Origin of the sequence: Shewanella salipaludis (genome assembly GCF_012911865.1) — a bacterium.
GTDB lineage: Bacteria > Pseudomonadota > Gammaproteobacteria > Enterobacterales > Shewanellaceae > Shewanella > Shewanella salipaludis.
This window is the reverse complement of the sequence record NZ_JAAXYH010000003.1, coordinates 182,527-195,654: the sequence shown is the minus strand read 5'-3', so window position 1 is coordinate 195,654 and position 13,128 is coordinate 182,527. Positions and strand designations below refer to the sequence as shown.

Genomic DNA, 13,128 nt, shown 5'->3' with positions numbered 1-13,128 from the left:
AAAGCTAATATTAAACATTAGGCTCGCCTCGGGCCTAGGGTACCCACAAAAAAGGACGTAATATGCAAAGGATCCGCCTGATGTTGCCGGCATTGACACTTTCCCTGGCCATGCTGTCGGCTCCGGGTTTCGGACTCACACAGAAAGAAGCCAATAACCTCTTCAGCAAGAAACACTATGCCGAGCTGGTAAGCCAGATAGATGCCCAGGCGAGTATCGAGCTCTACGCCGTTAAGCTGATGGCCCTGGTGGAACAAGATGAGCTGGATGACGCCGAGCAACTGACGCAGCAATATCTGTCGAAGAGGGCGGAGGCGCCGCTGGTACTGAAAATGGCCGGAGATGTCTATGCCGCCATGGCGCAACACACCAGTATTTTTTCCGCCTTGGGCTACGCCAAGCAGGCGCGCCACAATTATGAGCAAGCCTACCGACTGGCGCCTGCAACGCCACAGATTGCCGATGCCTTATTCTCCTTCTATTTGTATGCCCCGGGCATGGCCGGCGGCGATGCCGACAAGGCCTTGGCCGTCGCTCAAGCCTTGCGGGACTCAGCCCCGCGCGAGGGGGCCTTGGCGCTGCTGCAATACTATGCCAAAGAGGACAAGCGAGAGGCATTCGATGCCTTGTTGCTGGAGACCAAGCAAGCGTTTCCACAGGATTTGAGTCTCGCCCTGATAGAGGCTCGCCAGTTCGAGGACAAGCCCGAGCGGGCCATCGCCATACTCTCCCGGGCCAAAGATTACCCTGCCGCCACGGAAGAACAAACCGGGCTGCTGGCAGATGTGTACTACCAATTGGGGAAATATTGCGCCAAGTCGGGCAGCCAGACAGAGCTGGGCATAATCAGTCTGCAGCGCCTGATGACAGGTGGCGATAGTGTGCAATGGGACAAGTATCAGGGCTGGGCACAACTGCGTATGGCCCAGTTGCTGCTGGCCAAAGGTGAGTTGAGCCAGGCCAAGACCTGGGCGAACCAGGCTCTCAGCATCAGCGATGACGGCAGCTTAACCAAGGCAGCCAAGAAAATTTTGAAAAAGAAGCAGGTCTGAGCCACAGGTTGGCTTACTGGCCGCAGCACTTCTTGTATTTGTCGCCGCTGCCACAGGGACAGGCCTCGTTACGGTTGGGTTTCTTCTCGAAGCTGGTGGTCTTGGGTTTGTTCAACCAGGCATCCAGCTCGAGCAGATCTTCCTGCCCCTTGGCATCGAGATCCAGCTTGGCAAACAGCCCATGGGTGTCGAGCAGCGCCTGGACTTCGAGCCTGCGGGCCTCACTGGTCACAGTCAGGGTCAGGGGAAAGGCTTGGGTGCCGAGTTTGGCGGCGCGTTTGGTGTTATAGCCGAAACTTTCGTGTTTTGGCTTGGGGGTTTTACGGCCTTTGAAGAAAAATTTATCAGACATCCGGGGAGCCTCTAGTGAGAAGACGAAATTGACGATGCTTATACTATAAAAATCGCTGCCGATACATCCCCGCCGCCATTCTTAGGCAAAAGAGTGGCAAAAGAGCCACAAAAGTGGCGAGTCAGTGTGCATAGAGCCGCCCTTGGCCTCATGGGCGCTGCAGTTTCTGGAACTCGCCCGGGGTGAGCCCGACCCATTTCTTGAAGTAGCGCCCCATATGACTCTGGTTGGAGAAGCCGCAGCTCAGGGCTATGTCGCTCAAGCTTGCATCGCCTTGTATCAGCCGCTGCTTGACCCGCTCGACTCTGATCTGCATCAGGTATTCCTGCGGCGTGACGGCGAAACTCGTCTTGAACATGCGGCAGAAGTGGTATTCGCTCAGCTGGGCAATGGCGGCGAGTTCCTGCAAATAGAGCTGCCGCGCAAAGTTGGCCTGGATGAAATCTTTTACCCGCCCGGCGATGACGGGTGACAGTCCCCCCTTGAGCCGTCCCAGCGGCTTGGTTAATCCCATGCTCTGCAACATGGTCACCAGTATGGTATCTGTGATCTGCATCAGCAGCAGCTTGTTCTCGCCGGCCGACCAATCCAGAGGCGCCATGTTATGGCGATACAGGGCCTCGAGCCCAGGGTTGCTGATGAAGGTCTGCTCGGGCAGCTGCACTGTGCGGGGATCCATGTCGAACACCCGGATGGCCAGCTGCTTGAGGTGGGCATCGTCGAAGTACAAGTGCATAAACTGCTGCGGCGCGCCCAACTGCCAATGGCTTTGGCTGCCAAGTGGCATGAGGCAGAAGCGTCCGGGCGCCCCATAGTCGGCGCGAACATCGGTTCTATGGGTCTGATAACCGCCGGCGAGATACATGCTCAGGGTATGTTGGCGATCGTTCTGGTAATAGAGGCGATCGTCGGCATTCTGGTAATGGGCCCAGGACAAGGCCTCCGTCAGAGATTGGTGCCGGAAGCAGACTTTGGATGATTGTTCGAAGCTGACGATTTTGGGTTTTGCGCTCATGAGAGCATCATATCTGCTGGCTTTTTGCCACTCAATCCAGACGGTTAAATAAAACCGCAAGATAGTGTTATCAGGCTCAAGATAGTGACAGACAAAGCCTGCCCCAGGGTTGATAATCCGCTGACAACATAAGGCACTCTAACAGCTTGGCGGGCGACAAAGATGACAGCACTCATGTATGGCTTGATGATAGGGGTGTGGGGTTTCTCCTGGATAGCGATAAAATGGCAGCAGGGCGAGGTGTCGACCGAAGTCTCTATTCTGTACCGTTTCGCCATAGCGGCCATGTTGATGTTCATCATAGGCAAGCTCTTCAATAAATTGCAAAAAACCACCCTGCAACAACAGGCCTTCTTCGCCCTGCAGGGGCTATGTCTGTTTTGCTGCAATTTTCTGGCCTTCTACAACGCCACCCACTACATTGCCAGTGGCCTGACGGCCGTGGTGATGGCGAGCGCCCCCATCTTCAATGCGGTGCATGGCAAGCTGTTTTACCGCATCGACGTCAGTGCCAACTTTTGGCCTGGCATGTTCATCGGGCTGGCAGGCATAGGCCTGCTGTTCGGCGCCGACTTGGCCATCACTCACTGGTCGAGCCAGGTGTTGCTGGGGCTGGGCTTCTCACTGGCGGGTACCTGGTTTTTCTCCATGGGGAATATGATCAGCATGCGCAACAGCCGCAACAGCATCCAACCCTTCACGGCCACAAGTTATGCCATGGCCTATGGTTGCCTGGCCTTGTTGCTCATCATAGCCGCCAAGGGCCTGAGTCTGGAGCTGGACTGGCAGCCGCAGTATGTCGCCAGCCTCCTGTATCTGGCCATTCCAGCATCCGTCATAGGCTTCACCGTTTACCTGATGCTGGTCGATCGCATGGGCGCCAACAATGCCGCCTACCTGCTGCTGATAACCCCGGTGATCGCCTTGCTGGTGTCCAGCCTATTCGAGGGCTACCGCTGGACCTGGTACTCGAGTCTTGGGCTCATGCTGGTGCTGACGGGGAATTTGCTGACCCAGAGGAAGCAGGCCCTGTTCCGCAGGGGCCAGAGCGCTATGCTGGAGGGGTGAACTTGACCTGAATGAAAAGAGCCGGGGCCATGATGGCCCCGGCTCCAGAAATACAACGCAGATATTAAGACAGGCGCAATATCTGTGTGAGTGTCAGGGTTTCAAGATCACCTTGACGCTGGCATCGACATCGGCTTCATCCAGATAACCTATGGCATTGGGCGCCGAGGCGACGGCCGTTTTCATGGCGGCGGCGCTGGCAACTGTCGCCGGTGGATTGCCTTTGCCGGTAAAGACTTGTTTCGACCAGAAGGCTTTTAATTGCGCATCCGATTTGCCTGTGACCAGTTCATGAAATTGGCTGCGCAGCGGGTTGCCTTCGTCCAATTCAAATACCAGTGCCGCAGCCCCATTGGATAGTGCCCCTTTGCCCAGGAATAATTTCTTGGCATCGGCCTTGGACATATCGCCTGGACCCGCATTATTGCCTATGACGACGACTGCAGCATTGGCATAGCTTATACAACTCAAACCGAGCGCTAAAACAGCAAGTAACTTCTTCATTTCATCGCTCCCTATTAAAATACTGCGTCGAATTTGACTGTGTACACTAAGGTGTCATCGAAACTCCGGCCAAGATTGCCAGGCAAACGACCGGAAGTGTCACCAAACTTATGGGCGTAGGTGGCATCAAACTTGAGTGCGATATTGGCCATGACATCCCAACGCAGCCCCAGGCTGTATGAGGTGCGCTCGGCGTTGAAGGCGGCGGCTAAAACGGCCGATTGCTGATCGACTATTGTGCGCTGTGCGTCATCCTGTGTGCGCTGTGCGTCATCCTGGGTGGCTAAATAGGCCAGGGTGGCATAGGGGGTGAAGTCGTTAATCCGGTAGCCCAGGGTCAGGTAGCCCGAATCTGTATCCGGGTAGAGGCCATCGATTTCGGAGCGGGTCCATTCGCCAACCACCAGGTAGTTGCCGTTATCATAACTGGCACCGACACCCGTGAAGGTCGCCTTGTCATCATCGAAGGCTATCAGGGTGTAGTCGGCATAGACAGGCGCGCTCGGATCGGGAGACAGGTTAACTTGGGTGGTGACCTTGCCTTCCAATGTCCCCTGGGCATAGGTCGCCCTCAGGGTCCAGGTTTCATCTGTCCAGCTCAGGTTGCCGCCCAGGCTATTTTTCAGATCGGCATTGGCATTGACCCTGGAAGAGCCGCCGAAACCCTGGAAGGTCAGGGTCGAGTCCGCAAGCTCGAGATCATAGCTGATGTCCAACCCTGTGTAGGCGGATACCGGCACACCGTTATAGACTTCTTCCGGTGGCCTGGCCCAAGGCTGGGCATAACCTACATCCAGATAATCTGAGTACATGAACAAGGGCAAACGTAATTTACCGCCGCGGACCTGGATACCATTGGCGAAACTGTGTGAGAGATACGCCCACTCCAATTCAGGATCCCAATTGTCTTCGCCACGCATCATTAATTGCATGACGGCTTGAGTGCTGTCGTTGACCTGAAACGCACCTTGCAAACCAAACTTACTGTCTTGGTCGAAATTGGCACTGCTGCCCGCATAATCATAGCCGGCATCATTGTCTGAACTTATATAGGCGCCACTGATGAAACCGTTGAAATTAAATTTTTCGGTTAAATTGGCCGTTTGTTGAGTCTGCAAGGTTTTAATTTGCTGTTCAAGCTGTGCCAGTTTCTCATCTGTGGTTTGTGCCGCCATGGCCATCGTCGGCAATAAAGCGCACGAAACCGCTGCAGTCAGCGTTTTCAAGTTAAACTTCATAGTGTTACTCCAGTTATTATATTGTCCATTAGGACTTATTATATTTATCCAGTCGGGCTGGTTAATTATCCCGTTAAACTTTAAATTGACCCGTAATAGATTGCAGGCGCCGACTGATATTCTGAATGTCGGCACTGATATTACCCATTTCATCTGTCGTTGTTTTAACGTTTAGCGAGTACTTCTCTATGTCGGCCACATAGTCCTGGATCTGTTCAGAGGTATTGTGTTGCTCTTCTGTGGCGGCGGCAATTTGGTCGTTGACTACCGTGATGGCGCTGACTTTGGCCGTGATGCTGGTTAAGGCATCTCCCGCCAGCGAGGTCGATTTGACCCCTTCGGCGGCCGTTTCTATGCCACGCTGCATGGCATCGACGGCCTGCTTGGATGTCGAGCGCAATTCCTGCAGTACCTGCTGAATTTCCTGGGTCGATGCCTGGGTGCGTGAAGCCAGGGTCCTGACTTCATCGGCCACCACGGCGAAGCCCCGTCCTTGCTCGCCGGCTCTGGCGGCTTCTATGGCGGCATTGAGGGCGAGCAGGTTGGTCTGATCGGCAATGCCCCTGATGGTATCCAGAATATCGTTCACATTGCTGGTAAAGGCTTCCAACTGATTGACTATGACGGCCGTGGTCTGCACTTCTGCGGCGAGTTGCTCTATGGTCTTGACGGCATTGGCGACCACTTTCTGGCCCTCAAGTGCTTCCAGGTTGGCATGGTCGGCCTCGGATGCGGCATTGGTGGCATATTCGGCTATCTGCCCGACGCTGATGAACATTTCCCGCATGGCGTGAGAGATCTCTTCTATGGCGGCATTTTGTTGTTTTACCGTCAGTTCACTGTTGGTGCTGCTGGCCAATAAACTGCTGGACACTGAGCTCAGGCTGTCGCTGGTCTGCTGGGTATCGGCGATCGAAACCTGCAGCTTGGCGACAAATTGATTGAACCAATGGACCAGGGTGGCAATCTCATCCTTGCCGTCATAGCTTATGCGCGCCCGCAGATCCCCTTCGCCTTCAGAGATATTTTGCAGCGAGTCCGTCACATTCTCCAGGGTGACGATAATCGAGCGGTTGACCAGGTAGCCGACCACTATCAAGATGACAGAAGCCAACAAACCTATTGATAACATAGATTTTACGGCACTGTTCGAACTGGCCAGGGTCGTTTGGATGCTCTCCTGGAATAGCTCGTCAAAGGCGGCTTGTTTGCCGTTAAATTGTGCTACCAAGTCTTCATAACGCCCGGCATTATCGGCCGCCTGACGTTTGATGCTGTTGAAGTCGACATCGTCCTTCAAAAATTCGGTCACCAAGGCCTTGGCGTTGGTGTGGTACAAGGTCAATTCAGCCTGTAACCTGGCCGCGTCGGACGTTTCTGTCGGAAGCAAGGTTTTGATTTTGTTCAGGTTGCTGAATATTTGTTCCACCATGCTGTTGGCCGTGGTCAAGCTGTCTTCTTCCCCTGTGGTCACAGCCGTCTGTATGTGCTGCTCCAGCTGAATGAGCAGGCCTTGATTGACAGTGGCTAAATTAAGCACAGGGTAGAGCTGAGTTTGAAGTCCATTTAAGCGCTCAGCATTTTGTTGCACACTCTGATTGTTGATTATTAAAGAAACAACGAATGAGGCGATGGCCACAAAGGTGAGCAAGACAATTCTATGTCTTATTTTCAGGCTGTTTAACTTCATTGGCAAACCCTGGATGATCAATCGATAAAATCGTAGCCAAATAATAACATGAAAATATTCTTATTAGTAAGTCATACGGTTAGAGCCAATGTTCCGTGTATCCCAGGAATTGGTTATATGCTGTCCAGCCCTGTTTTATTGGCTTTTCCTGTGGCAAGATTTTTGTTTTACAAGGGATTACCCTTCTTTCTCATGCCGAAAAAATAAGCCGGGATAGGTTGTCTTGGCTTATTTATGTACTGAGTTGGAGTGAAAAACAACCTGTTTAAAATTGATTTTAATAATTTAAAATCGTGTCATTAAATTGACTTTGGATATTAATTTGACGAAGTTTGAGATGGATAACCTGTTTATCGGCGCGTTAAGCCGATCCGGATTAAAATCAGCTGCATCAGTGCTCAAATATTGATTGATAGATACCTGCCTCAACGGCAGGCATTCGTTTTTTGCTCTTGGGCGAGTGCTGCTTTGAGCATCTCAGGAGTGCCTCAGGAGTGCATAGCGGCGTACCGGGTTTCCAGGTAGGCGACCCAGGCATCGGCCTGGCCGTAGAAGCGGTTGATGTTTAGCTGCCGTAGGTCGCCGTTCGCCTGTTCCATGGCGATGGCCGGAAATCCCCGGGCCCCCAGGCGCCGGAGCAACGCCCGCGAAGCCTCCAGATGTGGTGTCAGCCCGGCGGCACTCAGGGCATAGTGAGCCAAGAAGCTATCACTCGCCAATCCCTGCGCCTGTGCCAGTGCCGTTAATCCGGCCTTGTCGCTGGCGCAGTGTCCGTCGCGATAGTGGGCCAGCTGCACTCGGTGCAAGAATGCCAGGCTGTCGCCGCCCATGGCGGCTACCGCCAGCATGGCGATGCTGGGCGGGGCCGAGTCCAGCAGGATTGAGGTGTCGCGCAACAGGCCGTCGAAGTAGGCGGCGCCGAAGGGCTGACCGCTGAGTTCGGCGATGCGTAAGTCCTGGGGGATCACATAGTCGCGCCATGCGGCATCTATCTGTCTGCACCTGGTGCCTGTCAGCATGCCGCCGGCGTGCAGTGTTATGTTAAAGCCCGCCGCTGCGGCCGCAGCCAAGAGTGGCGCCGCGGCATAACACCAGCCGCAGAGGGGATCTATGATGGCGTGGAGTCTGGCTGTCTGTGTCATGGGGTATTCTCTTGGGTATCGGGCCGGGCAATGCCCCGGCCTTGGTCTTCAGGAAAGTCGAGTCGGCGGCTTATTGTGGCCAGGCCATCTCGCCCATGATCACCTTGGCACTGATGTCGAGCAGGCCGGCGCCGCGGTATTCTGGGTAGCTCTGCTGCATCTTATGTATCAGTTGAGCCGCGTTGTCTGCCTGGCTCGCCGCTTGTTCGAATGTCTGTACATAGTCGCGGGTGGCGGTTATGGCACGCTTATCCAGGGAGGCTTTGCCCTGCTCAGGGTTCACCAGGTAATGGCCGGGGATCACCGCCTCTGGCTGCAAGGCCAACATGGTATCGAGATGCTGCAACCAGTTCTGGCGTGATGCCTTTGTCTGGGTGTCCGCCATCCACATATGCATACCGTCGAACACTTCGACCCCGCCTGTGATGGTCTTGGCCGAAGGTACCCAGAGGAAGCTATGCTCGGGATCTTGGCTCCGGTAGCCAATTATTCTGACGGTTTCACCATCGACACTGAAGCTATCGCCGGTGATCGCCTCGGGCAGGACTAGCTCCTTGGGGGCATTGTCTTTCAGTATCGGTCCCCAGTAGGCCAGTTTACTCGCCATGGAGGACTGGATATGGGCACGGGTGCTTGGGGTGGCGAGGATTTCCGCTTTGGGGAAGTTGGCCCTGATTAGGGCCAGACCGAAGTAAAAATCCGGATCGCCGTGACTGATGAACACCTTGGTCAGGCGTTTGCCACTGGCCTTGATGGTATCCACCAAGGTCTGGGCATCATTAGTTTGGAACTGGGCATCGACCAGGACCAGTTCGTGCTCGCCGCTGATGAAACTGGACGTCACGGGAAAGATGCTGTCGGCGCCGGGGTTGAAATGCGTCACTTGCAGCGGGGCGGCATCGACCCCGGGACTCAAAACCGTCAGCAGTAAGGCCGAGCTCAATACTGTGGCAGAAAGGCGGGTAGAAAGAGGGTTGGAAAGGCTAAGGGGTAATATGTGCATCATGGGCTCGCTTCTCGTCTCGAATAATAGTCTGCCGACAGTCGCTGCTGCAGGAGTGAGCCCAGTATAGGTTGCAAAAATCATCGGATAAACGCTAGTATTTGCCCATCTTTGTTGCATGAATCGAGCGAATAATGGATAGACTCACGGCGGCGAACGTATTTGTGACCATAGTAGAGCGTGGCAGCCTGGTCGCGGCGGCGAACGCGCTGGCGATGTCCCGCTCCATGGTGACCCGCTATTTAGCGGAAATGGAGGACTGGTCTGGGTCACGCTTGTTGCACCGTTCGACCCGCAGCCTGAGCCTGACACCGGCCGGCGAGCGAGTGCTGGGCCATTGCCATAGATTGCTGGAGCTGGCCAACGAAGTGCCGGCGGTGGATCATGGCACGGCCATGCCGAGGGGGTTGCTGCGCATCGGCTGCTCCCAGTTTGTCGCGCATCAGATACTCGCCCCCGTGGTGCGGCAGTATCTGGCGAGCTATCCGGAGGCGAGTGTGAATTTGCACGTGAGCAGCCAGACGGTGGATCTGATCGCCGAGCGCATAGATCTCACCATTCGCATCACCAATGAACTGGATCCCGGTCTGATCGCCAGACGCTTGGGGCGCTGTGATTCTGTCATCTGCGCCGCGCCTGCCTATTTGGCATCGCGACCCGGTCTGAACTCGCCGGAAGATTTAACCTTGCATAACTGCCTGAGTTATTCCTATTTTGGTGATGCACTGTGGCAATTCGAGCGCGAAGGGCGGAGTTTCAAGGTGCCGGTGCGGGGGAATTTCAGCGCCAACGATTCCATGGTGGTGTTGGAGGCGGCCTTAGCCGGCGAGGGGGTTGCCATGCAGCCTGTGCTGGCGGCGCAGCCCTATCTGGACTCGGGGCAATTGCAGCTGCTGTTGCCCGATTATCGACCCCAGTCCTTGGGTATCTATGGTGTCTATCAATCCCGCAAACACTTGCCGCCGGCGCTCAGGCTGATGCTGGACAGCCTGGTGGCACATTTCGCCGCCCAGTGAAGCTTGAGTGCACAGCAGGAAAAAAAACGGAGACCCAGGGTCTCCGTTCTTGTCTTCGCCGCCTTACTTGCTCATGCGCTTGTACTTCAGCTTATGGGGCTCGACTACATCGGCGCCATAGGTGTTCTTCAACCAGGCTGTGTACTCTGTGTAGTTGCCCTCGTAAAAGTTGACCTGGCCTTCGTCGCGGTAGTCCAGGATATGGGTCGCGATGCGGTCGAGGAACCAACGGTCGTGCGAGATCACCATGGCGCAGCCGGGGAATTCCAACAGGGCTTCTTCCAGCGCGCGCAGGGTTTCGACGTCCAGATCGTTGGTCGGTTCGTCGAGCAGCAACACGTTGCCGCCGGCCTGCAGCAGCTTGGCCAGGTGCACCCGGTTGCGCTCACCGCCCGACAGTGTGCCTATGATCTTCTGCTGATCGCCGCCGCGGAAGTTGAAGCGACCGACATAGGCGCGGCTGGGGATTTCCGTGTTGTTGATGCGCATGATGTCCAGGCCGCCGGAGATCTCCTGCCAGACGGTATTCTTGTCGTTCATGGAATCGCGGAACTGCTCCACCGACGCCAGCTGCACCGTATCCCCTATGTCTATGGTGCCGCTGTCGGGCTGTTCGGCGCCGGACAACATGCGGAACAGGGTCGACTTACCGGCACCGTTGGCGCCTATGATGCCGACTATCGCACCCTTGGGCACGGTAAACGACAGGTTGTCGATCAACACGCGATCGCCGTATGACTTAGTCAGATTGTTGATTTCAATGACCTTGTCACCGAGGCGTGGGCCTGGCGGAATGAAGAGCTCGTTGGTCTCGTTGCGCTTCTGATAGTCATTGGTGTTCAGCTCCTCGAAGCGGGCCAGGCGGGCCTTGCCCTTGGACTGACGTCCCTTGGCTCCCTGACGCACCCACTCCAATTCCTTGGCTATGGTCTTCTGGCGGGCGCTCTCTGTGGCGGATTCCTGCTGCAGACGGGCGTCTTTCTGCTCCAGCCAGGAAGAGTAGTTGCCTTCCCAGGGAATGCCTTCGCCACGGTCCAGTTCCAGGATCCAGCCGGCGGCGTTGTCGAGGAAGTAGCGATCGTGGGTGATGGCCACCACAGTGCCGGCGTATTCCTGCAGGAAGTGCTCCAGCCAGGCGACGGATTCGGCGTCCAAGTGGTTGGTCGGCTCGTCGAGCAGCAGCATCTCGGGTTTTTCCAGCAGCAGGCGACAGATAGCGACCCGGCGGCGTTCACCACCGGACAGGACTTCGATCTTCTCGTCCCAGTCCGGCAGGCGCAGGGCGTTGGCGGCGCGCTCGAGTATGTGATCCAGGTTGTGGGCATCCTGAGACTGGATGATGGCTTCCAGCTCACCCTGCTCCTTGGCCAAGGCGTCGAAATCCGCATCCGGCTCGGCATAGGCGGCGTAGACCTCGTCCAGGCGGGTCAGGGCATTCTTGGCCTCGAACACCGCCTCTTCTATGGCTTCGCGCACCGTCTGGTTGGGATTGAGCCTGGGCTCCTGGGGCAGATAGCCTATCTTCAGTCCAGGCATGGGGCGGGCTTCGCCTTCGATTTCCGTGTCTATGCCGGCCATGATGCGCAGCAGGGTCGACTTACCCGAGCCGTTGAGGCCCAGCACACCTATCTTGGCGCCGGGGAAAAAGCTGAGGGAGATATCTTTAAGGATCTGCTTCTTGGGCGGGACTATCTTGCCCACCCGCAGCATGCTGTATACAAACTGAGCCATTTATCTTCATCTTAAGTGACCTATGATGCCTGGCAGTTTACTAAATAGCGGCCTCGGCTGCCAGATGCCGGAATGAAAGAAGCAGGGATGAAAGAAGCCGGGAACTTGTGGCCTGTATGTGCGTTCTGCTGGGGACTGAATTGCCGGCGAACAGACCCTTTGGCCGGCTAAACATGAGCGGCTGGATAGGGGCTGGCTAGGTATGGCTGGCTAGGGGCTGACATGGGCTGTGAGCTTGGGTTTCGTCTGTGCTCTTGTAAAAAAGCCCGCAGAGGGAAGTCTGCGGGCTCATTGAGCCGCTCAGCCCATGATGTTGAGATTGATCCTGGGCTTGAACCAGGCCTTCACCTTGGCGTTGAAGGCTATCCAGACTTGCAGCAGGGCCAACAGCAGCAGTGCGATGAAGATCAGATAGTCGGGCAGCTTGGCTTGCCACTCGCCCAGGTGGACCGTGGTTGGGCCGGCCACCAGGTTGTCCGGGTCATACAGGACCAGCGGCAGCAGACTCAGCAGGAACAACTGCACCAAGGTGTAGCCCCTGAGCAGAATCAAGGCCGTCTTCTGTCGCCCCAGTACAGCCACTACCATGAACAGCGTCAGCACGCAGAAGAGTACTCCTTGCTTGGCCAGCAGGCCGCTGACGGAGGCCGCCACATAGAGCAGCATCAGCGCGGCTAAGCGCTTGGGGAGTTTCGCCTTGGGCTTGGGGCTCGACTCGCTCGCGACAGCGGCTTCTTCCTGGGCTCGTTCCTCGCTCAAGTCTGTTTCTTGGCTCAGGGCTGCTTTTTCGCTCAAGGCTGCTTTCTCGCTCAAGGCTGTTTCCTCCTTCACGACCCGGCTCAGTGACGTGTCTTGGGAGTGAGTCTTTGGTCCAGCTCATAAGGCGGGATCACCACACCGAGATCGTCCTGCACCGGGAATACGGCGACGAACAGATCATCGTCTTCCATGCCGGAAACCCATCTTTCCTGCCATTCATTGAGTGGGATCGCCAGAGGCTGGCAGTCTTTCCATTCGTCGACCGCCCAGAGTGCGGCACTCTCTTCGTTTGGCCACATGGGAATGCAGTCTTCTTCTTCCGTGGTCAGCATGACGCAGCCGTCTTGATCTTGCAGTGTCCAGAGGGTCTTATCTGCCTTGATTTGCTCGACCATATAATCGTAACGTGCTTCCGGAGTCATGGCGGTGATCTCGGCCAGTTTTTTTGCAGTGTCGCTCATGGTATAGGTATCTCTCGTGCTTGGATTGTCTGTGATAAATAGGTGGTAACTGCTGCGGCGAGCTTGATGGGTGGCCCGGGGGCGACGCAGCAAAAAA

General features: G+C 55.7%; 13 protein-coding genes. 3 read left to right on the top strand and 10 right to left on the bottom strand.

Annotated features, from left to right (window positions below):
• Positions 1–62 precede the first annotated feature (62 nt).
• Positions 63–1,052, top strand: a complete 990-nt coding sequence (locus HC757_RS06545; protein WP_169563509.1) for a hypothetical protein — start codon at positions 63–65, stop codon at positions 1,050–1,052.
• Between the two features lie 13 nt (positions 1,053–1,065).
• On the opposite strand, the gene HC757_RS06540 is transcribed toward HC757_RS06545, so the two are convergent.
• Together HC757_RS06540 and HC757_RS06535 are read right to left on the bottom strand one after the other, a co-directional pair.
• Complete coding sequence (locus HC757_RS06540; RefSeq protein WP_169563508.1) at positions 1,066–1,404, bottom strand: PBPRA1643 family SWIM/SEC-C metal-binding motif protein; 339 nt, start codon at positions 1,402–1,404, stop codon at positions 1,066–1,068.
• Between the two features lie 148 nt (positions 1,405–1,552).
• On the bottom strand, positions 1,553–2,419 hold the full coding sequence (locus HC757_RS06535) for a helix-turn-helix domain-containing protein (RefSeq protein WP_169563507.1): 867 nt from the start codon (positions 2,417–2,419) through the stop codon (positions 1,553–1,555).
• Between the two features lie 162 nt (positions 2,420–2,581).
• Here HC757_RS06535 and HC757_RS06530 point away from each other — a divergent pair, with 162 nt between their 5' ends.
• Positions 2,582–3,487 (top strand): DMT family transporter, encoded by a 906-nt coding sequence (locus tag HC757_RS06530; protein ID WP_169563506.1) that lies wholly within the window; start codon positions 2,582–2,584, stop codon positions 3,485–3,487.
• Between the two features lie 93 nt (positions 3,488–3,580).
• On the opposite strand, the gene HC757_RS06525 is transcribed toward HC757_RS06530, so the two are convergent.
• The 5 genes from HC757_RS06525 to HC757_RS06505 form a co-directional block, all read right to left on the bottom strand.
• Complete coding sequence (locus HC757_RS06525) at positions 3,581–3,991, bottom strand: type 2 periplasmic-binding domain-containing protein (protein ID WP_169563505.1); 411 nt, start codon at positions 3,989–3,991, stop codon at positions 3,581–3,583.
• A 14-nt stretch (positions 3,992–4,005) separates the two neighbouring features.
• Positions 4,006–5,229: a porin family protein gene (locus tag HC757_RS06520; protein WP_169563504.1), complete on the bottom strand. Its 1,224-nt coding sequence runs from the start codon at positions 5,227–5,229 to the stop codon at positions 4,006–4,008.
• 73 nt (positions 5,230–5,302) lie between these two features.
• Positions 5,303–6,769 carry a methyl-accepting chemotaxis protein gene (locus HC757_RS06515; RefSeq protein WP_342343047.1) on the bottom strand — a complete coding sequence of 489 codons (1,467 nt, stop codon included), beginning with the start codon at positions 6,767–6,769 and terminating at the stop codon, positions 5,303–5,305.
• Positions 6,770–7,407: 638 nt separating this feature from the next.
• Positions 7,408–8,061: a DsbA family protein gene (locus HC757_RS06510; protein ID WP_169563502.1), complete on the bottom strand. Its 654-nt coding sequence runs from the start codon at positions 8,059–8,061 to the stop codon at positions 7,408–7,410.
• 70 nt (positions 8,062–8,131) lie between these two features.
• Positions 8,132–9,067: an MBL fold metallo-hydrolase gene (locus HC757_RS06505; protein ID WP_244623228.1), complete on the bottom strand. Its 936-nt coding sequence runs from the start codon at positions 9,065–9,067 to the stop codon at positions 8,132–8,134.
• A 131-nt stretch (positions 9,068–9,198) separates the two neighbouring features.
• Between HC757_RS06505 and HC757_RS06500 the strand changes: the two genes are divergently transcribed.
• Positions 9,199–10,080, top strand: a complete 882-nt coding sequence (locus tag HC757_RS06500) for a LysR family transcriptional regulator (protein ID WP_169563501.1) — start codon at positions 9,199–9,201, stop codon at positions 10,078–10,080.
• A gap of 63 nt (positions 10,081–10,143) precedes the next feature.
• Here the strand turns inward: HC757_RS06500 and ettA are convergent, their stop codons facing one another.
• The 3 genes from ettA to HC757_RS06485 all read right to left on the bottom strand — a co-directional run bounded on the left by ettA (position 10,144) and on the right by HC757_RS06485 (position 13,031).
• On the bottom strand, positions 10,144–11,811 hold the full coding sequence (gene ettA, locus HC757_RS06495) for an energy-dependent translational throttle protein EttA (protein ID WP_169563500.1): 1,668 nt from the start codon (positions 11,809–11,811) through the stop codon (positions 10,144–10,146).
• Between the two features lie 300 nt (positions 11,812–12,111).
• Complete coding sequence (locus tag HC757_RS06490) at positions 12,112–12,570, bottom strand: hypothetical protein (protein ID WP_169563644.1); 459 nt, start codon at positions 12,568–12,570, stop codon at positions 12,112–12,114.
• 80 nt (positions 12,571–12,650) lie between these two features.
• The gene (locus tag HC757_RS06485) at positions 12,651–13,031 is read right to left on the bottom strand and encodes a DUF2750 domain-containing protein (RefSeq protein ID WP_169563499.1); all 381 of its coding nucleotides are present in this window, start codon (positions 13,029–13,031) and stop codon (positions 12,651–12,653) included.
• Between the last annotated feature and the right edge of the window lie 97 nt (positions 13,032–13,128).

Excerpts from the sequence above, each read along its gene's own strand:
- HC757_RS06485 (WP_169563499.1), bottom strand. The coding sequence starts at position 13,031 with ATGAGCGACACTGCAAAAAAACTGGCCGAGATCACCGCCATGACTCCG.
- HC757_RS06540 (WP_169563508.1), bottom strand. The coding sequence starts at position 1,404 with ATGTCTGATAAATTTTTCTTCAAAGGCCGTAAAACCCCCAAGCCAAAA.
- HC757_RS06525 (WP_169563505.1), bottom strand. The coding sequence starts at position 3,991 with ATGAAGAAGTTACTTGCTGTTTTAGCGCTCGGTTTGAGTTGTATAAGC.
- HC757_RS06530 (WP_169563506.1), top strand. The coding sequence starts at position 2,582 with ATGACAGCACTCATGTATGGCTTGATGATAGGGGTGTGGGGTTTCTCC.
- HC757_RS06535 (WP_169563507.1), bottom strand. The coding sequence starts at position 2,419 with ATGAGCGCAAAACCCAAAATCGTCAGCTTCGAACAATCATCCAAAGTC.
- HC757_RS06510 (WP_169563502.1), bottom strand. The coding sequence starts at position 8,061 with ATGACACAGACAGCCAGACTCCACGCCATCATAGATCCCCTCTGCGGC.
- HC757_RS06505 (WP_244623228.1), bottom strand. The coding sequence starts at position 9,067 with ATGATGCACATATTACCCCTTAGCCTTTCCAACCCTCTTTCTACCCGC.
- HC757_RS06545 (WP_169563509.1), top strand. The coding sequence starts at position 63 with ATGCAAAGGATCCGCCTGATGTTGCCGGCATTGACACTTTCCCTGGCC.
- ettA (WP_169563500.1), bottom strand. The coding sequence starts at position 11,811 with ATGGCTCAGTTTGTATACAGCATGCTGCGGGTGGGCAAGATAGTCCCG.
- HC757_RS06520 (WP_169563504.1), bottom strand. The coding sequence starts at position 5,229 with ATGAAGTTTAACTTGAAAACGCTGACTGCAGCGGTTTCGTGCGCTTTA.
- HC757_RS06500 (WP_169563501.1), top strand. The coding sequence starts at position 9,199 with ATGGATAGACTCACGGCGGCGAACGTATTTGTGACCATAGTAGAGCGT.